Source organism: Herminiimonas sp. KBW02 (genome assembly GCF_003852535.1).
In the GTDB taxonomy this organism is placed as follows: domain Bacteria; phylum Pseudomonadota; class Gammaproteobacteria; order Burkholderiales; family Burkholderiaceae_D; genus Oxalicibacterium.
In genome coordinates, this window is the sequence record NZ_QAJP01000004.1 from 246,046 (window position 1) to 270,218 (window position 24,173).

Annotated in this window: 16 protein-coding genes; 11 read left to right on the forward strand and 5 right to left on the reverse strand. The window is 55.1% G+C overall.

The window, feature by feature from the left end; all coding sequences use genetic code 11:
- Window positions 1-15 precede the first annotated feature (15 nt).
- Window positions 16-1,587: a response regulator gene (locus DBR37_RS05570; protein WP_233588287.1), complete on the reverse strand. Its 1,572-nt coding sequence runs from the start codon at window positions 1,585-1,587 to the stop codon at window positions 16-18.
- Between the two features lie 385 nt (window positions 1,588-1,972).
- On the opposite strand from DBR37_RS05570, the gene DBR37_RS05575 reads away from it, so the two are divergent.
- Genes DBR37_RS05575 through DBR37_RS05585 form a run of 3 tightly spaced genes read left to right on the forward strand, consistent with a single transcriptional unit; the run spans window position 1,973 to window position 4,833 of the window.
- Window positions 1,973-2,593, forward strand: a complete 621-nt coding sequence (locus DBR37_RS05575; RefSeq protein WP_124573491.1) for a hypothetical protein — start codon at window positions 1,973-1,975, stop codon at window positions 2,591-2,593.
- Window positions 2,594-2,595: 2 nt separating this feature from the next.
- Entirely contained in the window at window positions 2,596-3,291 is a 696-nt protein-coding gene (locus tag DBR37_RS05580) for a hypothetical protein (protein ID WP_124573492.1), read from the forward strand.
- Between the two features lie 12 nt (window positions 3,292-3,303).
- Window positions 3,304-4,833, forward strand: a complete 1,530-nt coding sequence (locus DBR37_RS05585; protein WP_124573493.1) for a peroxidase — start codon at window positions 3,304-3,306, stop codon at window positions 4,831-4,833.
- A 66-nt stretch (window positions 4,834-4,899) separates the two neighbouring features.
- On the opposite strand, the gene DBR37_RS05590 is transcribed toward DBR37_RS05585, so the two are convergent.
- On the reverse strand, window positions 4,900-5,910 hold the full coding sequence (locus DBR37_RS05590) for a catalase family protein (RefSeq protein WP_124573494.1): 1,011 nt from the start codon (window positions 5,908-5,910) through the stop codon (window positions 4,900-4,902).
- Between the two features lie 114 nt (window positions 5,911-6,024).
- On the opposite strand from DBR37_RS05590, the gene DBR37_RS05595 reads away from it, so the two are divergent.
- The 7 genes from DBR37_RS05595 to DBR37_RS05625 all read left to right on the forward strand — a co-directional run bounded on the left by DBR37_RS05595 (window position 6,025) and on the right by DBR37_RS05625 (window position 20,980).
- Entirely contained in the window at window positions 6,025-11,181 is a 5,157-nt protein-coding gene (locus DBR37_RS05595; protein ID WP_233588288.1) for an AAA family ATPase, read from the forward strand.
- 8 nt (window positions 11,182-11,189) lie between these two features.
- Window positions 11,190-13,298 carry a response regulator gene (locus DBR37_RS05600; protein WP_124573495.1) on the forward strand — a complete coding sequence of 703 codons (2,109 nt, stop codon included), beginning with the start codon at window positions 11,190-11,192 and terminating at the stop codon, window positions 13,296-13,298.
- A 213-nt stretch (window positions 13,299-13,511) separates the two neighbouring features.
- A complete protein-coding gene (locus tag DBR37_RS05605; protein ID WP_233588289.1) occupies window positions 13,512-17,240 on the forward strand; it encodes a hypothetical protein in 3,729 nt (1,242 codons plus the stop codon).
- A 320-nt stretch (window positions 17,241-17,560) separates the two neighbouring features.
- The gene (locus tag DBR37_RS05610) at window positions 17,561-18,733 is read left to right on the forward strand and encodes a tetratricopeptide repeat protein (RefSeq protein WP_124573496.1); all 1,173 of its coding nucleotides are present in this window, start codon (window positions 17,561-17,563) and stop codon (window positions 18,731-18,733) included.
- Between the two features lie 95 nt (window positions 18,734-18,828).
- Window positions 18,829-19,989, forward strand: a complete 1,161-nt coding sequence (locus DBR37_RS05615) for a murein L,D-transpeptidase family protein (protein ID WP_233588326.1) — start codon at window positions 18,829-18,831, stop codon at window positions 19,987-19,989.
- 246 nt (window positions 19,990-20,235) lie between these two features.
- Window positions 20,236-20,640, forward strand: a complete 405-nt coding sequence (locus DBR37_RS05620) for a glycine zipper 2TM domain-containing protein (protein WP_124573498.1) — start codon at window positions 20,236-20,238, stop codon at window positions 20,638-20,640.
- A gap of 85 nt (window positions 20,641-20,725) precedes the next feature.
- Complete coding sequence (locus DBR37_RS05625) at window positions 20,726-20,980, forward strand: hypothetical protein (protein WP_199739049.1); 255 nt, start codon at window positions 20,726-20,728, stop codon at window positions 20,978-20,980.
- A 125-nt stretch (window positions 20,981-21,105) separates the two neighbouring features.
- Here the strand turns inward: DBR37_RS05625 and DBR37_RS05630 are convergent, their stop codons facing one another.
- The 3 genes from DBR37_RS05630 to DBR37_RS05640 form a co-directional block, all read right to left on the reverse strand.
- On the reverse strand, window positions 21,106-21,483 hold the full coding sequence (locus DBR37_RS05630) for a hypothetical protein (RefSeq protein ID WP_124573499.1): 378 nt from the start codon (window positions 21,481-21,483) through the stop codon (window positions 21,106-21,108).
- A gap of 113 nt (window positions 21,484-21,596) precedes the next feature.
- Window positions 21,597-22,049, reverse strand: coding sequence for a universal stress protein (locus DBR37_RS05635; RefSeq protein ID WP_124573500.1), 453 nt, complete (start codon window positions 22,047-22,049; stop codon window positions 21,597-21,599).
- A 93-nt stretch (window positions 22,050-22,142) separates the two neighbouring features.
- Window positions 22,143-23,354, reverse strand: a complete 1,212-nt coding sequence (locus DBR37_RS05640; protein WP_124573501.1) for an MFS transporter — start codon at window positions 23,352-23,354, stop codon at window positions 22,143-22,145.
- 359 nt (window positions 23,355-23,713) lie between these two features.
- Here DBR37_RS05640 and DBR37_RS05645 point away from each other — a divergent pair, with 359 nt between their 5' ends.
- Window positions 23,714-24,145: a hypothetical protein gene (locus tag DBR37_RS05645; RefSeq protein WP_124573502.1), complete on the forward strand. Its 432-nt coding sequence runs from the start codon at window positions 23,714-23,716 to the stop codon at window positions 24,143-24,145.
- Window positions 24,146-24,173 lie beyond the last annotated feature (28 nt).

Consider the following 24,173-nt stretch of genomic DNA (forward strand, 5'->3'; position numbering starts at 1 on the left):
TGTCAGAGCTTGGTTTCAGAGCTTATTATGCGCCCCTGGCGGCAGCTCTACATGCGGCGCGGTACGGGCCAGCATGTCACGCAGTTTCTTGTCTATGCGCGCATATTCAAGTTCGATTTCCGTCAGACGCAAGCTGGCATCGCCGAGGATGTTGTTCTTCGCCCGGATTTCCAGTTCGCGACACAAGGCCGCCAGCGTGGTCGCACCTATCGAGGAAGTACTGCCGCACAAGACGTGGGCAAACTTGGCCACTGTCGGCGCATCATTGGCCAGTATCGCTTCATGCAGGAAGACAAAACGCTTGGGACTATCGGTCAGGAACAGGTCCACCAGTTCAGCAAAGTCAGCGCCAAACATTTCCTGCGTGGCTTCCAGTTCATCATCATTACGCACCATAGAACGCTCCGTCGAGGCTGGCTTTAACCAGCGACTCAGCATGTCGCTTAGCGGACGCATGCGTATCGGTTTAAAAATAAAGTCATCCATGCCTATCGCCAGGCAGGTGTCACGTTCGCTGCGGTTGACGCCTGAGGACCAGCCTACTATTGGTACATGTTCGTCGCCGGTTTCGGCTGCGCGCAGCAGGGCAGTGGTCTGATAACCGTCCATATTCGGCATCTGGCAATCCATCAGGATCAAATCGTAATTCCGGATGTGCACCATGCGCAGCGCCTGTTGTCCGTCGCCGGCAGTATCGACCTGGCAGCCAAAACGCGCCAGCATGCGCTCGGCAATTTGCAGGTTGACCGGATTGTCATCTACTGCGAGCACCCGGGTATGGGTATACACATGCGCATTATCGGAGACGAGATAATCGGTATTCAGATGTACGCCGGCGCAGACGAAGCGCGGTGCATCCTTCTTGGCTATGCAACTGCAGAGCAGGCTCAGGGTATCGAGCAACATGGTTTGCTGCAGCGGCTTCGGCAGCCATGCGGAGAAACCGGCTTGCGCCAGGCGGTCTGCATCATGTTGCGTATGTTCATCGCTGATGAGTACCACCAGCGTGTCACGGTACAAAGGTGAGCTGCCTATCGCGGTTCCCAGTGTTTCGCCATCGATGCCAGGAATGTTTTGATCAAACAGGGCGATGCGGTAGGGATCGCCTGCAAGAGCCGCACTTTCCAGTGCCGCCAGTGCGATTTTCGGTACTTCAAAGCCTTCCACCCGCGCACCGCGCTGCTGTAGCTCACGTATCACGTGCGCACGCACTTCGGCATTGCTGTCTATGAGCAGCATGCGGACGCCGTTCAGCGAACCGAGTGCACCCTGGGCTGGCTGGTTGATGCCGAGGTCGGTGTTCGATTCGAGCAGTTGGGCAACATTCAGCAGCAAGCGGTCGGCGCTGCTTTGCGCCAGGTGGACCATGTCGCGCTGATCCGCTGTCAGATCGTTTTGCCGGATCATTTCCAGTGCGCCGATGATGCCGTTCATCTGACTGTTAACCGTGCGTTGCAGATCCTCGAGCAAACGCTCGTCCAACTGTGTGTTAGTCAGTGTGCTGTTCTGGCCTTCCCGGCGACGTGCTATGCGCAGGCGCTGCGCAGAACTGATTTTTTTTGTTATGAACGGCAGATATGAAGACATGGTTTCCCGACGGGTTGTCCTGCATCGTAAGCTGGGCCGGCAAAGGCTGGCTGCAACGAAAGAATATATCAAAGCACGGTTTCAAGCGTAAACCTAAATAAAAACCCGCGCTTGCCCCGATATTTAGCCCACCTTGGAATTGCAAAAAACGCATTTTTTCATGTAGTCTTGCGAAAGTTATTTTCCGTGCGGAAATGCTATTGAAGGAAAAGATTGCAATTGTCTGTGCCGGATCGGGGCCGGTATGCCATAGGCGTACCGAGCATAGGGCCTAAGTAGCCCCTTGCCGACGGATGCGCAGACATGTTTGGTAAAGCGAGCGCATTTGGTATGCGGTGGCATACCTGTGCGCTTTTTATTTAGCAGCTGCAAATAGGGGAAATGCATGTCCAACATTGCTGGGAAGGCATATGCCATGAACGTGATCACGCCGATCCGTTGGTATATGACCTGGATTAATAAGGTGATTTTCTGGGTAGCGCTGAGAAAGCCAGCCACCCTCAAGGGTTTGATCACGCTGTCGCTGATACATTACGCCCGCTGGGTCATCATCGGCAAGAATCAGTTTCCGCATCTGGATGAGCGCCAACCGAAAGAAAAGCTGAACTATGCGTATATGCTGTTCTTCAGTAATTTCAACGGTAGCTGGGCGCAATACGTCGATTCCTTCACGTTTGCCATTCCGAGCGGACTGGATCTGTTCTGGAAATGGAATATCCGCTATCCGAAGTCGGTCCCGCTGACGCCATTTCACTCTTACATACAATTCAATCAGGTCCAGACTGACCACTACTACAACGCCTATCCGATGGCGGCTGCGAATGATGTCAAGGCGGCCAAGACACTGAAAGCCGAACTGATCGCTTTCGACGCCAGTTATGGCCAGGCGGAACCTGAGCAATTCCTGAAGCAGTACAAGGCCCTGTTGCGCAGCCTGCAGCATGACCTCGGCGATATGCAACCGACGCCGATCGTCAGCCTGGCAGATCAGGCGAAGGGGGAATAAGCATGGGTAATGTCAGCAATAACGCGTATGCCATCACCTGCCTGTGCCCGATCCAGAAAGGCCATATCGGCGGTACCGCGTACAGCGATGAAGTGCGTCGTCGCCTGCAGGATTGGGGTCTGAACGAAATGAGCCCGATGGCCAAAGTGCCGCAAACCTATTTGTGTCGCTACTTTGTGCTCGACGATGTGTACTACGAATCGCTGCCCGGCACCGATTTCGGCGGAACCTGGTACGACTTCCTGTCCATTTTCTCCGATCGTTTCCGCCGCGCCGCCTTGCCGGAAGAAGATCATCTGCAATCCAAATACCTGGTGTGGTGCTGCAATATCCACGGCGATCCGGATGCTTACCTGCGCGATATGTGGAACGCCATCAGTGATGACATCCGTCACCTGTGGGGCTTCTGCTATGGCTTCGAGCATGTCTCCGACGCCGACAGCTTCATTGCATATATCAAAAAGTGCCAACTGAAAGCGGCCTTGTTCTTTGTCGGTTCGAATGATGAACCGCTGCCGGAACAGCTGAAGGGACTCTATCTGAAGCAAGAGTTCTCGCGCTTCGTGACTGAACATCAGGGTTTGCCGGCGGCTGAATTGCAGCAGGCTTATCAGGCATTTATCCAGCGGGTAGCACCGACGAATCTGCAGGAGCCGACATGGCTGCCCGGGCAATCCACTGTACAAAAACAATCGTAGAAGGATCTTCTTGTGAGTAAAGTTCTGGACTTGATGGATATCCAAGGCAACGTGATACGGGCCTATGGACGCTACAACTTTCCGTATGCACGTTATGTATTTCTGAATATCCGCGATGGTGCGCGCGGACGTGAGTTTGTACGCCTGGTGACCGAACAGGTCACCACTGCCGTGAATTGGGGGCAGGGACCGAATCCGATAGAAAAACCAATGTCGACTGTGAATGTCGCCTTCACTTATCCCGGCCTGAAGACGCTGGAATTGCCTCGTGCTTCGCTGATCGGCTTCCCGATGGAATTCGTGATGGGTATGAAGAAGCGGGTCGATATCCTGGGCGATGACAAGCGCAGCGCACCTGAGTATTGGGACCCGATCTGGAAAGAGAGTCGCGAACATGACCGTCATAAAGACGTGCATGTGTGGATCTCGATCAATGGCCAGACGCGCGCCGCCATGCAGGAGAAGTATGAATGGCTGCAAAAGATCGTGCATGACAGCGCCGGTGGCGTGGCTATTCTGTCCGGTCATCGCGGCGACGATGGTGCCGAGCATTTGCCGTTCCAGGACGTGCATGCAGTCTTTGAAGACGGCAAGCCGACCAGCAAGGAGCATTTCGGTTATACCGACGGCATCGGTGATCCGGTATTTGAAGGTTTGCCGGGCAAGCCGGAGCGTGTGGTCGGGCGCGGCAAGCAGCTCAAAGGCGGCAAGTGGGCGCCGCTGGCAACCGGTGAGTTTATCCTTGGTCATCGCGATGAAGCGGAAGAGTATCCGATTGCACCTGCACCGCAACTCTTGTCACGCAACGGCACCTTCATGGTGTATCGCAAGCTGCATGAAAACGTCGGCACCTTTAACTCCTATCTGGAGCAGGAAGGCGCGAAATACCCGGGCGGCAAGGAATTGCTGGCGGCGAAGTTCGTCGGCCGCTGGCGTGATAACGGTGCGCCCATCGTGTCGGCCCCGGATGCGGCCAGCAAGGCGCAATGGGATGCCAGGTTTGCCGCGGCCACGCCGGCCGAGCGTGATCGCATGCTGAGTGGCTTTACCTTCGATGATGATATGGATGGGTCGAAATGTCCGTTCAGTTCCCATTTGCGACGCATCAATCCACGTGCATCACTGGAACTGACGCCGAATGCATTCGATACGCCAGGTGCGCTGGCCAATCGCCGTCGTGTGATACGGCGTGGCCTGCCATATGGCGAAGTGAAGGATGCGGCGCGCGATGACGGCAACCATGGCATCGTGATCATGATGATCAACTCCAGCATCAATCGCCAGTTTGAGTTCGTACAGCAGCAGTGGATTAATTACGGTAATGATTTCCGCGCTGCCAACGACAAGGAAATCATCCTCGGTAACCATGATGATGAACATCCGAGCAAGGCGGTGTTGCAGGTTCCGGCAGATAGTGATGAAGCACCGTACTTCTTGTCCAAGATTCCACGCCTGGTGGAAACGCGCGGCGGTGATTACTTCTTCATCCCGAGCATGACGGCATTGCGCATGATCGCGAAGGGTATCGTCGATCCGACCTGATGCGGGTACGGAAAGAAAAAGGGAAGCCAGAGCGGCTTCCCTTTTTTATTTCAGCTGGCAGATGGATCAGATGTCCCAGCTGGTCGGTTCTTTGCGCACCACTTTGTTGTACTCGTGGCGGAAGGTCGAAATCGCGTTGTAGACGATTTTGCGGGCGCGGTTAATGCCGCCCAGCGGACGATGCGCCGGCAGGCTGTGCCACGGCGTATAGGACAGGTTCTCGCCGAAGACACGCTGGGCCTCGCTGTCGAATTCCTGCTGCAGTATGCGTATGGTCGCCACTTTGCGGAACGGCGACTCACTTTCTTTCCATTCCTTGCCTGGGTCTTCGATCGGCATGCTGTCGGCATTTGTTTGCAGCTGTACCGTGAAGTCGAACGAGGCCTCGCCTTGTGCCAGTTGGCGCACCATCGCCTGGCGCAGGTAATCCGGGCCTAGATTCGACGGTACGGTGTCAGGGGCGCTGACGTGCGGAATGGCCGAGTACTTGACGGCGGTATTGCCGAATAAATAGGGTGTGGTGCTCCAATAGCGCATTTGCAGTGGATTGGCGAACTCCTTCAGCGAAGTCACCAGATTCCAGATTACGCGCCAGTGCGTCGCAAAGAAAAAGATTTTGGCGAAGATGCTGCCGGTCATCGCTTTGATCAGCGCATCGAATTCCTCGACGTTCTTGGTCACGAAGACATTGGTGCTGATGACGATGAAATCCTGGGTTTGTTCGTGGCGCTCGCTCTCCAGCAATTTGTCACCGGCTACGCCCATCAGTTTGATCGCCATGCCACGAATATCGCGTGCCTTGTCCGGCTGTATCGTGCCGTCCTGATTGGAAAAGCGGATCCAGGCCTGGTAAGTGCGTGCCTCGGCAAAAATACCGACACGTAATTCAGCTGGCAGGTCGCTTTCAACTGTGAATTCAGCCTTGACCACACCGTGCATCTTCGGGTGTGCATCGCGGCGCATAATGCCGGTGGGGTTGTCGCGGATGATTTTGGCTTTGAGACGGGCGGAGAGGTCTTCTATGTATTGTTTTTCGCCAGCCGGGATGGTTTCTTGCGCGAGTGTGTTGTCTGACATAAATTAATTGTAGATTTGATACCACATCATGGCCGCGCACTAGAGGTTTCAGCTATATTACGCGGGGCGGTTGAGCAAAGTACAGTTGCCTATCATTAACTGTAATTAACTTTTTTGCAAGACGAACTGGCACCCTTTGTCGCCAACATTGCGATGAACCCGGAGCATCAAATTAAATTTCCACAGCAATCTGCCTGGTCACCATTACCGAAGCGCGCGAGTCAGACGCAAGTCGGCTTGCATCGCGCGATGTTTTTTCGTGTCTCGCCGATTGCGCACGAGGCAGACGCTGAACATAGCGAGGTTGTTGCTTACGACCTGAATGCTGCCTTGCACTTATTCGTCGCCCTGATCAAAGGCTTGAACGAACTGCATAAACGCGTCGATCTGCATCAGGCCGTGTGCCTCGCCAATTTGCGTTTGCTGCAGGATGGATCGGTGGAGTTCCGTAATGACGCCACGGTGCCGCTGGCGTATAGCTCACCGGAACAAACCGGGCGCATGAATCGCCAGGTCGATTACCGCAGCGATTACTACTCGCTTGGCATTGTGTTGTACGAACTCTTGAGCGGGCATTTGCCGTTCGAGTCGGACAGCGTGATGGAGCTGGTGTATAGCCACATCGCGAAGAAACCGTTGCCACCGAGTCGCTTTAATCCGGCTATCCCGGATGCCGTCGGCAATATCGTGCTCAAGCTGTTGGCCAAGAATGCCGAAGACAGGTACCAAAGTCTGGAAGGCTTGCTGGGCGATATAGAAAAATGTCGCATCGCCTTGCAGGAAAGCGGGGCGGTACAGCCTTTTCCGCTGGCGCAGCAGGATGTCTGCGACCGCCTGCAGATATCACAGAAATTATATGGTCGTGATTGCGAATATGCGCGTCTGCTGAGTGCCTTCAAGAATGTCACGACCGGTACCGCCGAGCTGGTGCTGGTCACTGGCTATTCCGGCGTCGGCAAGTCCTCGCTGGTGAATGAGATTCATAAGCCGGTGGTGGCGCAGGGCGGTTATTTCATTTCCGGTAAATTCGACCAGTTCAAGCGTACCATCCCGTACTCGGCCTTTAACCAGGCTTTCCGCGAATTGATGCGGCAAATATTGACGGAAAGCGAAAGCCGGATCGCCGACTGGCGCGCCAAGTTATTGAAAGCGCTGGGGCCAAACGGGCAACTGATCATCGATGCGATTCCGGAGCTGGAATTCATTATCGGTAAGCAGCCACAAGTACCTCTGCCGAGTGCCACGCGCAATAGCTTTAACTACGTGATGCAAAATTTCGTCAGCGTGTTTACGCGTGTCGAACATCCTATCGTCTTGTTCCTGGATGACTTGCAATGGGCAGATGCCGCATCGCTCAAACTCATCAGCTTGCTGATGCGAAACCTGAATGACCCATGCCTGTTATTGATAGGCTCCTACCGCAGCAATGAAGTCGATATCGCGCATCCGCTGAATCTGACGATAGATCAGATCCGCAAGGACGCGAATGTCACCACCATAGAACTGAACACCCTAACTGACCTCAGCATCCTGGAAATGGTGGCGGATACCTTGCAATGCGAGGAAGCAGAAGCGATTTCGCTGGCGAGCCTGATTTATCGCAAGACCCTGGGCAATCCCTTCTTCATCGGGCAGTTCATCAAGAGTCTTAATAGCGATGGCTTCCTGTTCTTTGAACATGGCCACTGGCGCTGGAACATTGCGCAGATTGAAGAACTCAACATTACCGATAACGTGGTCGATCTGCTGACCAAGGAATTGCGACGTCTGCCCGAATCCACACAACGCCTGTTGACGATTGTGGCCTGCATAGGCAGTCGCTTTGATTTGCAGACACTGGAAACCGTCAGTCAGCGCTCCAAGCAGGAAATCGGCGAGCTCTTGCACGATGCGATCCAGACCGGTCTGGTCTTGCCGGCCGAGCATACGGTGGCGGCCACCGCGCTGGTTTCATATGTATACCAATTCCGGCACGACAAGGTGCAGCAGGCGGCGTACGAAGGTATCGCCAAATATGAAGCAGACGCCATCCATCTGGAAATTGGTCGTCTGCTGCTGAACAGTCTGACAGAAGAAGAAAAAGAAGAGTCGATCTTTGAACTGGTCGATCACCTGAATCAGGGGCGCTCTTTACTCACCGCGGCTAGCGAGAAAGAGAAGCTGGCGGAACTGAATTTGCAGGCAGCCAAGAAGGCGCGCAAAACAGCTGCTTTCGATGTGCATCATGATTGCATCGATATTGCGAGCGAGTTTGGCCGTGTACATATCTGGCGTGAAAAGCAAGTCTTCATGCACGAGCTGTACATGGAGAAAATCAATGCAGCTTTTGCGCGCGCCGACTACAAGGAAATGGAAAAGCTGTGCCAGATTGTTTGCGAGCACAGTGAAACGCCGGGCGAAATCATCGCGGCAAAAAATTATCTGATTCGTTGCTACGGTGCGATTTATAAGCCACAGGAGTTGATGAAGACAGGGATAGAGATGCTGGAAATTGCCGGTATCAGAATCCCGCCCAACCTGAATGAACAGCATATCCTGCTGGCCCGGATGAAGTTGAAAGTGGCGCTGCGCGGTCGTGATCCGCTGGAGCTGGAGAACTTGCCGCCGGCAACCGATCCGGTCTACCTGCTGCAACTGCACGCGACCATGGCCTTCCTCGGGTATGGTTTCACTTATCTGGCCGGTTCCAATGCCGTGTTATGGGTGGCACTGGAAATGGTCAGGCGTTCCATTCATTACGGTTCTTCACCGAACTGCGCCTATGCGTACGCAGTGTGGGGCCGCACCCTGGTCGGCAAGCTGGGCAAGATCTCCGAAGGCTACAAATTCGGTAAGGTGGCGGCGCAATTGGGCGGCGAAAAAATATCGCTGGGTGCGGCCGGTATTTTCCACGGCATCATCCGGCATCATCGCGAACACCTGCGCCTGTCGCTGGAGCCCTTGATGGATATCTACGTCAAGGCAATGGAAACCGGTGACCGGCCCGGCGCGATGGTGGCCTTGTCATTCTCCGATGCGATACGCTTCCAGTCCGGCGGCAATGTGCAGGAAGCGCTGCACACTATACGCAAAGACCTCGATATTTATCGCAAGATGGATTACGCCGCTTTGCTGGGCGTCATGATCCCCTGGGCCTTGCTGTTTTCACGTCTGGTGGGGGAGTCGATAGCCGATATTACGCAGGGGCGGGACCAGGAAGATTATGTGCAGTCGCGCAAGAACGCTGCCGATCCATGGGGTATCTTTTATGTCCGCACGATACAGGCGACAGGCGAATATTATTTCGGCGAATTCGTCAAAGCGCGCCTGCATTCAGCGGAAGCGATGGAACTGCCCGGCTTCCATTTCGGTACGCCGTCATCGGCCTTCCTGATGTGGGTGCACTCGCTGTCGGATCTGGCTTTATGCCGCCCCTACGATGCACATTCGTCGGCGACTTTGGCGCGCGTCAAAGTGTGGCAGCGTCGTTTTAAGGAATGGGCCGATCATGCGCCCATGAACTACCGGCATAAATGGCAGCTGGTCGAAGCGGAGCGCTACCGTGTCAGTGATAAGAACAGGCTGGCCGAGCAGGCTTATGAACTGGCCATTACCGGCGCGCGCAAATACGGTTTCGTCAACGATGAAGCATTGGCGCACGAATTGACCGGCAAGTTTTACCTCAGCCAGGGTAAGGATATCAACGCGCGCATGCATCTGGAGCAGGCGCATGCGCGCTATGAAGAGTGGGGCGCCTTTGCCAAAGCGATGCAGATGGAAGAGGCTTATCCGATATTGCTGGCACGTGTAATTTCGCGCCGCCGTGAAGATAACCGCGATCTGGAAGTCGCACGTGAACGGCAGGTCGATATACAAACAGTCATCAAGGCTTCGCAAACCTTGTCCGGCGAAATCCAGCTCGATAAATTGTTGTCCAAGCTGATGCGTTTGCTGATCGAGAATGCAGGCGCGCAAAAAGGTGCACTGTTATTGATGGAGCATGGTCGCTTGTACATACAGGCGGAGGTCAGCGCCGACGGCACTATCGTCGTACAAAAAGGCGTGCCGCTGGAAAACAGCACGACATTAGGCCTGGCGGTCATCAATTATGTGAAGCGCACGCACGGCAATATCGTGCTGGGTGATGCCGCTAACAACAGTCAATTCAACGGTGATCCGTATATAGAACGCGAACGCCCCAAGTCGATACTATGCCTGCCGCTACAAAAGCAAGGTCAGCTGGTTGGCGTGCTGTATATGGAAAACAATCTGGCGATCGATGCGTTTACACAGGAACACACCGAGCTGTTGCAAATTCTTTCGACGCAAATTGCGATCTCGCTGGAAAACGCCGGTTTGTATAACGACCTCGAGCAAAAAATCGAAGCGCGTACCCAAGCCCTCAGCCTGAAAAATACTGAGTTGCACGACACCCTGAATTCCTTGCGCCGTACACAGAAGCAACTGGTTGAATCGGCCAAGCTGGCTTCGCTGGGACAACTGGTGGCAGGCGTTGCACATGAAATCAATACACCGCTGGGCGTCGGCGTTACCGGTGCTTCCACGCTGGCGGAAGAGACCAGCAGGTTGCAATCGCTATTCCAGAGCGGCACCATGAAACGCTCTGATCTGGATGCGTATGTCGGCACGGCAGGCACGATCAGTAAATTGCTGCTGTCGAATATGGAGCGTGCGGCCACTCTGATACAGAGCTTTAAGGATGTGGCGGTAGATCAGACCAGCGAAGAGCGACGTACCTTCTTCCTGAAGGCTTACATCAATGAAATCCTGTCCAATCTGAGTCCGATGTTACGGCGCTCCGAACACCGGATGACGGTGGTTTGCGATGCGGCGATTGAAGTGGATACCTATCCGGGTGCCTTGTCGCAAGTCATTACCAACCTGGTCATGAACACGCTGTTCCATGCTTTCGCTGACCAGACGCGGGGAGAAATTCAGATCCTGGTACAGGGTACAGGTACGAATGACGGCACAGCAGAAAGCGAACTGCTCGAACTGCGTCTGTCGGATAACGGTAAAGGTATCCCGCCGGAACATCTGGCTAAAATCTTTGATCCTTTCTTCACCACGATGCGCGGACGCGGCGGCAGCGGCCTCGGTTTGAATATCGTGCACAATCTGGTGACAGGTACCTTGCAGGGACAGATTAGCGTCGAAAGCCAGGAGGGTGTGGGAACCACCTTCATAGTGCGCTTTCCGCGCAATCCGCTGGAGGTAGCGGCAGATGCGCTCAAGAGCGAAGTCGATAAGGACGGTACAGCTCATGCTTAGGACGCGCAATGTTTGACGATTTTTCATTTGCCCCGGAAAAAGAAGGCGGCAGCGGCGACGGTGGCTTACCGTGGAAAATCCTGATCGCGGATGATGAAGAAGAAGTGCATCAAGTCACTGCCGTAGCAATGATCGATGTGCGCTTCAAGGGGCGTCCACTGGAATTCCTGCATGCGTATTCGGCGGCAGAAGCACGACAGGTACTGGCGCAGCATCCGGATATGGCTATCATCCTGCTTGATGTGGTGATGGAGGAAGAGGACGCCGGACTCCGTCTGGTGCGTCACATCCGCGAAAAAATGCGCAACCGCAGCCTGCGTATCGTCTTGCGTACCGGGCAGCCGGGACAGGCGCCGGAACGCGATGTGGTGATCGATTACGACATCAATGACTACAAGGCCAAGACCGAGCTGACGCGACAAAAACTCTTGACCTGCATTATCTCGGCGCTGCGTTCCTACGAAGATATCCTGTTGCTGGAAAAAGGCCGTAACGGGCTTGAGCATGTGGTGCATGCTGCTTCGGCCTTCCTGCAGACACCGTCCGAGCAGGCATTCGCGATGCAAATCCTGAAGCAGGTCAACCTGCTCATCCAGCATCCGCTCGATGGTTTGGTCACGCGGCGCCCGCTCGGTAAAGATGGCTTGGTGATCGTGACTTCGGTCGGCAAGGTCATCCGTACCGAGCCTGCCGTGCTGGATGCGGTGCAGAGGGTGCTGGCGACGCAAAGAAATATTTATAGCGACATATATGTCGGCCTGTACATTCAGACGCTGAACGATGCCAATGAATATGTCATCTGGTGTCCTTTGCAGCGTTCCCTGTCGGAGATCGAGCATAGACTGATAGACGTGTTGTGCACGAATATCGCTGCTGGTCTGGCCAATGTGCAGCTATATGAATCCCTGCTGAACCTGAGTCGTAACCTGGAACAGCAAGTAGTGGAGCGCACGCGCGATTTATCGATAGCCAAAGATGACGCGGAATCGGCGAACCGGGCAAAATCCGAATTCCTCGCCGTCATGAGCCACGAAATCCGCACGCCGATGAACGGCATGCTGGGCATGATGCAGCTGGCGCTGGCCGAAACCTCGGATCGTACTCAGCGTGAACATCTGGAAACCGCGCAATATTCTGCCGAAGCCCTGCTCAGCATACTCAATGACATCCTGGACTTCTCCAAGCTCGAATCGGGCAGCTTGCAATTTGAAGCGGCGCAGTTCGATCTGCGCAAAACCATGGATAGCGTAATTAACCTGATGGCATCGCGCACCAGCGATGCCTCGCTCTCGCTGAGGGTCGAATGTCCGGCCGAGATACCGCTTTTTCTGGTCGGCGATGCCAATCGCTTGCGTCAGGTCTTGCTGAACCTGATTAATAATGCGCTCAAGTTCACCGAGCAGGGCGGGGTGACGCTGAAGGTGGAGCTGCTGAACCAGAGCAGCAGCCAGGCACGTGTGCGTTTTACCGTGATCGACAGCGGCATCGGCATCGCGCCGGATGCGCAGGCGCGTTTATTCCAGGCTTTTTCGCAGGCCGATAGTTCTATTTCGCGGCGCTTTGGCGGTACCGGTCTGGGTTTGTCCATTTGCAAAAAAATCGTCGATATGCAGGGTGGCAGCATCGGTGTGCACAGTACCGAAGGCAAAGGCAGCCAGTTCTGGTTTGAGCTGCAGTTCGGTATCGGCGGCGAAACCGAAGTGGCGGCTGAAGTATTGGTGGCCCCGGCCACAAGTACGCGGCAATTACACATCCTGCTGGCCGAAGATAATGAAATTAACCAGAAAGTCGCCGCCACCTTGCTGAGAAAGGCTGGTCATACCGTAGAAATAGCGCAAAACGGACTGGAAGCATTGCAGGCGGTACAAAACGGCGCATTCGACGTCGTACTGATGGACATGCACATGCCGGAAATGGATGGCCTGGCAGCCACCCGTGCCATCCGCAATATGCCCGGGCCGGTTGCGACCTTGCCCATCGTCGCTTTGACAGCTGCTGGTGCATTGTCAGATATACAAATATGTATGGATGCCGGGATGAACTACTTCCTGGTAAAACCCTTCCGCATGGAACGACTCAGTAGCATCCTGCACGAGCTGTCCATCGCCCATCGTTAGAGAGTTCTGGGGCGGCTAGCCGCTGTTTTTCTGGTTCTTTATTCAGCTGTTAACGTCCTGTTCCTCCGGTTTTTCATTGCATATCGCCGAAATGACTCGGCTTTCCCCCTCTTTTTCCGGCCTGATTTGCCAGCGACCCCTTGATAATGCTCATTAAGAAATTCCGGCGTAAATACACGAAAACAGCCGGAAACCTTATTCAAACGGGGATCCATGATGGAAATGAACCAGGCACTGCGTAAAAATCTTTCACTGCAAGCGACGGCTGCAGAGAACGACGACGTCATAGACAGCACGATAGATGTGCCGAAAAGTGGCGCACGTGTCGGCGGCATGGATCTCAAGGCGATACGTGCAGCGATTGCCAGGGTGGAGGCAGAAGCCAAGGCTACCGTCACAGCCGAAAATCGCGCCTATGCTGAAGCGCATGCCCGTTCACTGGCCGAAGATCGCGTACAGACCGATGCCGCAGCCATCGCCGAGGCTAATAAACATGCACGTGCCGCGGAAGAAGCCATCACCGCCAGCCGTGCCCGCCTCGAAGCCGAACGCAAGGCACGTGCCGCGAGTGAAGCGCGCACCATTGCCGTTAACAAGGAAATTGCCGAGCTGCGCGCCCGTACTGAAGCAGATACCCAATTGGGCATCATCGCCATCGGTCGTGCCAAAGCCGAACAGCTGGCGCGCAAGCGTACCGTTGAGCAAATCACCGAAGAAACCGAACTGAGTGCACGTGCAGCTGCTGCTGCCGAGCAATTGGCGCGTGAAACCGAAGACATGCGTCGCCAGGTTGCAGATAGCATAGCCGCGACTGAAATCGCCACCCGCGCAGCGCAGGAAGACGCTGAAGAGCGTGCGCGCCTGGAATCGCGCGTAGCCGAACTGGCACGTGAGCATGCACGTCGTGAAAAGCTGGCGCTCGAAACCAATAAATCGCTGCTCAGCACACGGCGCGATGCCGTCATTCTGAGCCAGCAACGTGAAGAAGCCGACAGCAAGGCACTGGCCACCATGCTCAGCCGCGTGCCGGCGGAAGTCCGTGCGCGTGAAGAAGCACTCTCGCGTGCTGCGACTGAACAAGAGCAGCACAGTATTGCGCAAGCCCGCCTCGAATCCGAACAGCGCGCACTGGAAGCAATCCAGATGCGCATGCAAGCCGAAACCGAAATGCAGGCGGCAGCGGCACGTCGTGAACACGTAGAAAAAATGGCGTCAGTGGCAGCCCAGTCGCGCCGTGAAGCGGAAGAACGCATACGCGTGGCGACTGAAGCGCGCATACAGGTTGAAAAGGAATTGCAAAGTTCCGCCGTCGCACGGGTAGAGGCCGAGCATCAGGCAGATGAACAAGTGCGTGCGCGTATTGCGGTAGAAGCGCGTGGCGAAGAAGAAGCACGTCAACGCGAAATCGCAGAACAGCAAGCAGTTGCTGCGGCCCGTGTACGTACCGAAGAAGAACTGCGTGCACGCGAACTGGCTGAGCAACGCGTGGCAATGGAGCGTGCCGCAGCATCGATGGCAGCAGCCCGCACCGCATCCGAAAAAATCGCGCTGGACCGCGCAGCAGAACGCCTCAAGCTGCAACAGCAACTGGCAGAAACCGCATCGCAGAAAGCGGAAGAAACGCTGGCTTTGGCGAATGTGGAACGGGAACGCGCCGAGGCGGAGCAAGTTGCACTGGCTGCAGTACAAGCGAAAAAACAAGCAGCAGCAGCCGTAGCCGCCAGCGTCGCAGCGAACGCGGAAGCGGACCAGGAACAAGTCGCCTTGCTGCGTCTGAAACAACAGGCAGAGCAGCAAAACCTGTCGGCGAAGGAAGCAGAAAGCGCGGCCATCAAGCTGACGCTGGAGCAAACCACGACGGAAGCCAATCACAAACGCGCGGCCGCTGACGCAGCACTGGCAAAAGCACATGAAGCAGTGAAGCTGGCCAAGCTGCAGGAACAACGTTTGCAGGACGAGCAAAAAGCGTTGCAGGTAACGCAGGAAAAACTGGCTGCTGAACGTGCGCATGCCGATGCGGTGCAAAAGGAATTACTCAGCCATCGTCAACGTATTGCAAAAGAACAGGCCGCCAAAGCTGCATCCGAAGCACGTGACCGCGCGAATAAGGAAAGCGCAGTCTTGCTGGCGGCGCAAGAGCAAGCTGATCAGGACTTGCGCGCGGCACATGAAGCTGAGCAAATGGCCCAGCAACACGCGTTGGCACAGACCAAAGCGCAAACAGAAATGCAGCGCAAGGCAGCACGTGCCGAGCTGGAAAAAACCCGGCAGATGGTAGAGCTGACCCGCGCCGAACGCGAACGCGCAGAAGCGGAAGAACTCGCAGTGCAGGCGCTGGAAGAAAAGCGTCAGATCGAAGCGGCAGCGCAAGCGGAAGCCGAAGCACGTACCGCAGCAGAATTGCAAAAAATGGAAATGCTGCGTCAGCGTGAACTGGAAGAGCGCAAAATTCGCACAGCCAGCGAAGCAGAATGCGCAGCCACCCGCGCTACCCTGGAACAGACCAAGGCACGTGCCGAATTCCAGCAGGCTGCTGCACTGGCATCGGAGCAACGTGCTGCGCAGGCACTGGAACTGGCGCAACAGGAACAGGCGCGCAGTGCCGCCGAGCAGCAAGCGCTGGCAGCAATGCAGCAAAAACTGGCGCTGGAACAAAAAGCGCGGGTAGAGGCGGAAGCGCGCATCCTGCTGGAACACGAACAAGCCAATACCCTGCAGGCGCGTAGCGCAGCGGAAGAAGCATTGCGCGCATCGAGCGCAGCACGTCTGGCGTCTGAAAAGCAAACACTGGAAGCGGCCGAGCAACAGGCCGAACTGCAACGCCAGGCTGCCGCGGCGGCTGAAGTGCGCGCGCAGCAAGCGCAGGAATTGGCGAAAACAGAACGCGAGCGTGCCAATCTCGAGCAGCAGGCGATGAACGCGATTGAAAAGAAACTGCAAGCCGAGCAACAGCGCGCGCACGCTGCGGCCTCCTTGCTGCAAGCAACACAGGAAAAAATGCAGGCAGAGCAGGCTGCGCTGGCGGCAGCCGAAGCGCGTGCACGTGCCGAGCAGGAGCAAACCAGCATCTTGCGCAGCCGTGAGCAGGTACAAGCTGCATTGCGTGCAGCGACCGAAGCTGCGACTGCCGCCGAGCAAGAAGCGCTGGAAAAAGAAACGCAGCAAGCGGAAGCGCAACGCCTGTTGACGGAACTGGCGGAACGCAAGGCACAGGAAGCAGCCGAACTGGCGGAAATCGAAGCGCAACGCATCAGCGCCGAACAACAGACGCTGGAAATGCTGCAGGAACAGCAGCAACTGGAATTGCAAAAAGCTGAAGCCAGCGAAATCGCTTTGACGGCGATGCAGGAGAAACTGCAAGCGGAACAACGTGCCTGCACTGAAGCCGAACAAGCAGCGATTACAGAACTGGAAGTAGCCGAACTGGCGAATCAGCGTCTGGCAGCGGAGACCGAAGCACGCGTGGCGCAGGAAGCGCAACTGGAAGCGGAACGCATTGCGCTCAGCTACGCTCAGGAACAGGCGAAGTCGGCTGCCGCTGCACTGGAAATGTCGAAAGTTAACCAGGCACGCCTGGAGCGCGAACAAGCTGAAGCGCAGGCTGTGGCACACGAATTACTGCAACGTATCAGCACCCAGGGTGAGCAAAACGAAGAGTGGCGCATGCGTGCCGAAGCGGTACTGGCGGAGTCCATGGTCGCGCTGCCGGGCAAATCCCGTGCTGGTGCATGGATGGCGGTAGCAGCGGGCTTTGCCCTGTGCGCTGGTCTGGCCGTGTGGGCGGTGCAGGGCGGCGGCTTGCAAATGTCGGGCGCTAAACCTGTGGCGCATGCTGTTGCAGCACCTCAGGCCGCCAACGTGGCAGCGAACGTCGCCGCGCCGGTCGCCAATCTGCAAATGTCTTATGCATTGACCGCATTGCCTGCCGCACCAGCTAAATAAACAGACCGCGTTTACGTTTAAAGCCGCAGCACAGGCACAGGGAAGGTCAAGGGGGGAGAAGGAGATACAGCATGCATGCTGTATCTCCTTTTTTATGTGCGGCGTATGTCATCGCAAGCATCGCCCGCCATGCTTGCAGCTACAAATCAAATCCGGCAAAATCGCCGCGCCCGGGGAAATTGTCGTTACGCACCGAATAAACCCTTGATAACGTAGTCATCCAGCCACATTTCCTTATAGCAATCGATAGTGGAAGCCGAGCGGTTTGTCGTACTATATCGGCTGTGCGCATTTACCCTACAACCATAATAAGGAAAACCATGTTCTTTGCGTCGCGTCGCACCCCTCATACAGGCCTACGCCACGCGTTGAGCCGTGCCCTCGTCTCTATCGGTTTTGTTGCAGGTTTTTATGCTACTTCGGCGATCGCCGATGAATTGTCGGATGTGTCCCAGTTGTTGCGTGCCGGTCAGCATGCACAGGCATTGACCAAGGCCGATGCCTTTCTTAACAAGAACCCGCGTGATGCGCAGATGCGCTTCCTGAAGGGCGTGATTCTGACCGAGCAAAACAAGTCGGCAGAGGCTATCGCGATTTTTACCAAGTTGACAGAAGATTACCCTACGCTGCCTGAGCCATATAACAACCTGGCGGTGCTGTACGCATCCGGTGGTCAGTACGATAAAGCACGTACCGCGCTGGATATGGCGATACGCACCAACCCGACTTACGCGACCGCGTATGAAAATCTGGGTGATGTACATGCTAAATTGGCAAGCCAGGCATATGACAAGGCTTTACAGCTCGATAACAACAATACCGCGGCCAAGTCCAAGCTGACGATGGTGCGTTCTCTGGTGGGCAATACCACTGGCGGTACCAATCCTAAAGTAGCGGTGGTCGCAGCAGCGCCGACCCCGGCACCCGCACCAGTACGCGCAGAACCAGTGAAACCGGAACCTGCACCAGCACCCAAGCCGGTAGTCAAGGAAGTACCTAAGGTCGAAGCCAAACCGGAAGTGAAGCCGGATCACAAGGCGGAACAATTAGCCGAACAAAAAGCAGCGCAACTGGCAGCACAAAAAGCCGCGCAGAAAGCCGAAGCTGATGCCAAGCGCGAAGCCAAGGCGAAAGCGAATGCTGCTGCTGACGCTGAGCGCGAACAAGTCCTGAGCGCAGTGAATGCTTGGGCCAAGTCCTGGAGTGCACGTGATGTGAAGGGCTACCTCAACGCCTACGCCAGCGACTTCGTTTTACCAGCCGGACAGTCGCGCAAAGACTGGGCGGATGAACGTCGCGCCCGGATTGAAGACAAGGGCCGTATCAGCGTGAAGATAGAAACACCGCAAGTTAGCGTCAGCGGTAACACGGCTACTGTAAAATTCCGTCAGATTTACGATTCTGATCGTACCAAAGCCAATAGCCGCAAAACTTTGGTCATGACCAGACAAGGCAATAAATGGCATATCAAGCAGGAGCGTTCGGGTAGCTGATGGTTTGTTTGTGCACACAGTTGCGATTTATCGCACGTCGTATCGGATATAAGGCAAGTAGTGCTGCTTTAGGCGTAGTAGTCGCCGCCAGCGTTATGGCGACGCCAGCCTGGGCCAATGGCAGCAAGCCAGGGGTGCCGGCGCGTCTTGATCCGGAAATCATGCTGATTGATGTTTATAAAGCATTGGCGGCAAATCGTTTGCGTGATGCACAGGCTAAAGCTGATGCACTGGTGGCGGCTTATCCTACCTTCCGTCTTGGTCACCTGGTGCGTGGCGACTTGCTGTTGCTGCACACACGGCCTATCAAAACTTTTGGTGCAGCACCGAATGCGCCGGCCGACAAGCTGAACAATTTGCGCGATGAAGCGATCGTTCGTCTGAAATCCTTGCGCGAACGGCCCGACCCGGAGATGATTCCGCGCGCCATCCTGCAAATGCGTGACGACCAGAAGAATGTATTGCTGGTCGATGCAAAACGCTCGCGTTTGTATGTCTATCAGCGCGTCAACGGCCAGTTCAAGCTGACCAGCGATTACTACATCAGCCAGGGCAGACTGGGCGTCAACAAATTCAAGGAAGGCGACCAAAAGACGCCGCTGGGTGTGTACTACATCACCGCACGTTTGCCGGGTGCACGCCTGCCTGAGTTCTATGGTCCGGGTGCATTGCCGATCAATTATCCGAATGAATGGGATAAGGCGAATGGCCGCAGTGGTTCCGGCATCTGGCTGCACGGTACGCCATCCGATAGTTATAGCCGTCCGCCGCTGTCTTCCGATGGTTGCGTGGTGTTGACGAATCCCGACCTGAAAGAATTATCGGCGTCGGTCGAGATCGGCAATACGCCGGTCATCATCAGCGAAGATCTGAAGTTTGTCAGCAAGGCGAAGTGGGACGCGGACAGACAGGCTGCCAACAAAATGCTGGAAAGCTGGCGTGCTGATCTGGAAACCACGGATCCTGAATTGCTGCGTCGTCATTATTCGCGCAACTTCAAGGCGATGCGTGGACAGAACCTGAACAACTGGCTGGATAAAGTGCAGCAATCGAATCTGGGTGCGCGCAAAATCGGCGTGAGCTTGCGTGATGTGACGCTGTTCCGTTATCCGGATCAAAAAGACCAGAAAGAATTAATCGTTGCCGCTTTCACACAGGAAGCGACGATAGGTAAAGGCAGGCACGTTACGCGCAAGCGCCAGTACTGGGCGAAAGAAGGCGCGCAATGGAAAATCGTTTCCGAAGTTAATCTCTGATTTTGTTGTCCTGCTGAATTAAATACGGATGCGATTGTTGCATCTGTTATCACTTCCTCTCATCTGCAACATCCTGCAAGCGCCAGACGACCACGTCTGGCGGCAGCGACCGGTCTTCATACTTCTTTACAATTGTAAAAGACTATTTCCCTCGTGGATTTTGCACAGGCGATCTATATAGTGATTCCATGACGAAGCGATTATTGAAACCAAATCTGGTTTCCGCGACGGATAAAAGGAAACGCCATGTTGCATAAGAAACTGATCGGTATTGCCCTGATAGCGACTGCTGCAGTGTCGACCACTGCCTTTGCAGATAATCGTGGCGTCAACACGGCACTCGGTGCTGTAGTCGGTGCCGTCATCGGTAACAGCATAGGCGGACAAGACGCAGCGATCGTCGGCGGTGTGCTGGGCGCGGTAGTCGGTGCGAGTGCATCTTCCGGTCGTCGTGATGATCGTTATTACGGTCGTCAGCCGCAAGCGTATTACCAGCCACAGCAACAATACTATCGTCCTGTACCGGTATATCAACGTCCGTACTATCGCGACGGCTACGCCGAGCGTGATCATTATCGCGGACAGTATTACCGTGGCAATGAACGACGCGTGGACTACGAACCATATGGACGTGATTACTATCGTCGCTAAGTCGTACGACAGGATGAATGCAGGCAGGTATCGAATATACGCTGTGATGCACTCTTAACAAGCAGCTCGAAGAAAGGTGGTTGCGATGAAATCCATTACACCAGGCATGGCGAAACGCCTCACAATTTCGCTGGTAGCGCTCGCCGCACTTGGTGGTTGTGCGGTAGTACCTTATAACGATGGTTACTATGCACAGCCAGGTTACGTTACGGGGCCGGTATACGCGGCACCAGCACCTGTGTATGTGACGCCGTCGATTAACCTCGGCTTCCAGTACAGATCGCGTGGTTACTACGGTGGCCCACGCTACTACGGTCACGGTTATCGTGGCTGGAGATAAGCTGACAAGTAAATACGCCGAAGCTAACTGCCGGGGCAATAAAAAATGGCTAGTCCTGAAAGACTAGCCATTTTTTAATTTGTACATGATCGTTAAACGATCACATTACCTATTAAGAGCGATGTTTAACGATGACCGTGGTGCGGTCCGTTGTAACGTGGGCCTGGCCGATAATGCGGGCCGTAGTACGGGTAATAGCGCGGCGCACTGCGATACACGATCACAGGAGGTGGTGCGTAATAGACAGGTGGCGGCGGTTGATAAACCGGAACCGCGCTGCCGTACACCACTGGTGGGGCGTAGTAATTGGAATAGTTATTCATCGGTGGCGCATAGTACATCGGTGGTGGTGCATAGTAGCCGTAGCCGCCATAACCGCCGCCGCCCAGGCCAACGCCCACATTCACTGACCAATGACCGCCGCCCGCCATTGCCGGTGCCGCAGCCAATAAGGCTACGCCTGTAATCAGGCCGGCAAGGGAAAGCTTGGTAATATTTTTCATGACAATCTCACTGATGATGATTGTATTTAACGCTCAAACGCCGCGCGCTGCCACAGCTATTTGGTAAAGACTGTAACAAGATGTGTCTTCAGTCTGCCTTTAATGACTTCCTGCTAATTCGGATCGCTGGCCACCAGCAGGCTGCAGCGAATTTTTTCGACCAGCAAGGCATCGGTAGAACCGCGCCACCAACGCATCGCCAGTGACTGCTGACGGGAATGGCCGACGATCACCAATTCTATGCCTAACTTATCCACCAGGTCGGAAATCATCGGTACCGGTTCACCCACTTCCAGATGCGCCTGCACAGTTAAACCGGCATCGCGCAAATAATTCAGGCCGATGTTCAGTTCATCTTCCATTTTTTGTCGCTCCGCTGCGATTTCCTCTTCGACGCCGAGCATGGAAACCATGGCGTATTCGCCGATGACAACGGATTGAGGAGGACTGACAACTACCAGCAAGTGCACTTCGGTAGCAGAAGTCGGCGCCAGCCTGACACATTCTTGCAAAGCGGAACGGCTTTCGGGCGTGCCATTGTAAGCGACCAGAATTTTGCGATACATATAGCCTCCTGATAAGCGATAGTGTGCAGTATCAGTATATCGCTAACGACAGTTGCCGCAAGCAAATCGCTGGGGCGGCGCATGGCCGCAGTCTCAGTTCTTGGCGGCCTTGAGGCGACTGAAATTGAGGCCGGTCAGCAGCACGCCGATCGCGCCTATGCAGATAACGGTGGTGGTTCCTATGAGGCCGACCATCAGACCGGCGATGCCGACGCCGACCGATTGCCCCATATAAAAGCAGGAAGCAAAGGTGGATACCGCCGCACCGCGTCGTTCAGGTGCCATTTGGGTGGCATTGATCTGCAAGGTGTTGTGCAGCATGTAAAAACCCAGACCGGCAGCGAAGCAGCCGGGTATCGCCCACCACCAGACCGGCGCCAGTCCTATCGTCAGGAAGGAGAGGGCAATCACCACGCACCCCCAGCGCGCCAGGCCTTTTTCACCAAGGTCACGCACCAGGCGGCGCGAAGTGCTGGCATACAGCAAGCCGCCGAGACCGAACAGCATCACCAGCGATGCTGCATTGGTCAGCGACAGATGGTGCACATGGTGCAGATGGGATGCGATAAACGCAAATGCACCGTACAGGAAGCCGCCTTCGAGGAACACCGTGAACAGAACCACGCGCGCCCAGGGCGTAGACAAGACCTGTCTGAACTCATTGATCATGCGGCGTAAGACTGCGCCTTCAGCCTTGTGTGTAGTCAGCGCATAGGCCGGCAGGCGGCGATTGTAGGAAAACAGCGTGATGCTGATCAGCACGAAGCACAATGAAATACCGAAAAACGGCACGCGCCAGCTCAGGTAGTCGGCTGCGAGGCCGCCGAACAAGACGCCGGCGGAAATCCCGACAATCTGGCCGATCAGGAATTGCGCCAGCACCGGTTGCCGCTCATCGTAGGGAACCACGTCGCCTATCCAGGCCATGGACAGCGGAATAATCGCCGCCGCGGTAGCGCCTGCCATGAAGCGCGCGACCAGCAGCAACGGATAGTTGGGCGCCAGGGCGCACAGCAATGAAGTCAGGGCGCAAGCCACGCAGGCGCAAGCCACGACGAAATACTTGCCGAAGCGGTCGCCGACCGGGCCAAAGAATAGTTGTGAAATACCGTAGGCGATGGAGAAAGCGGTAATGACGTAAGACACATTCCCGAGGGAAATGCTGAATTCCTGCGCCAGGCGCGGTAGCAGCGGATCAGTGACGCGCAGCGAAATCGCGCTGCCAAAGGCGGCCAGTGAAAGGGCGGGAATAGCAAGTTTGGGGATGGCCGCAGTGGTCTTAACAGATGTTTCGTCGTTAGGCATGGTGCGTTATCGGGTGAGGGCTGAGCGAGTTAATCCTGACGCACAAGCCTACAGGAAATTGCGCGCGTATTTAAATGCCGCGCACGAAATTGCCAAAAGACAACAGGAGGGTTGACAGCTGTCTTCAGATGGCATCTGACATATCGTATTTATGGCAGAAAGTTTGCATTCCTTCATCTTTTCCTACACGAACTTGCGTCTCTGTCCTATATGAGTGCTTGTTGCCCGCAGCTACGATACTCATACCCTGCTGCAGATTCTGTAAACGATGAATCAAAAGCGGGGCAGGGACGGTGCAGCATGCGGGTGTTCTGAATAAGACAGATTTGGCGACAAAATAAATCAGATCAGAGGTGATCATGTCCATTCTTCCAAGCACAGCAGACGACACATCGGCAATGTTCAAGCAAATCATCGCTGAGCGTCCGGGCGATATCGAGTGGCCGGGATACGTGAATACACGTCAGGAAATTGCCGACCATCAAGCCGAACGAACCGAAAAAATCCTGAAACGAAAACGAATGGAAGCGCTGCGTTATCTGGGGAATAAAATCCAGAAAGAAGGCTATGCATACAACAAGACCGAACCCAGCATCTTTACGCCGGAGTTCGTGCACGCATTGGGTGAGGAGAATTCCCTACAGAGGAAGAAACGTAATCCATGGTTGGGAAAGAAGCAAAAGATGAGCCGAGACAGCAATGAAAAAACATGGCATGCACATGCCAATATTTTGGCTTTCGGGCCACAGATTACAGTAGGTAGCGACCAGATTATCAGCACCTTGCCGTGATGCTGTGACACCCATTTTTTGAATCGAG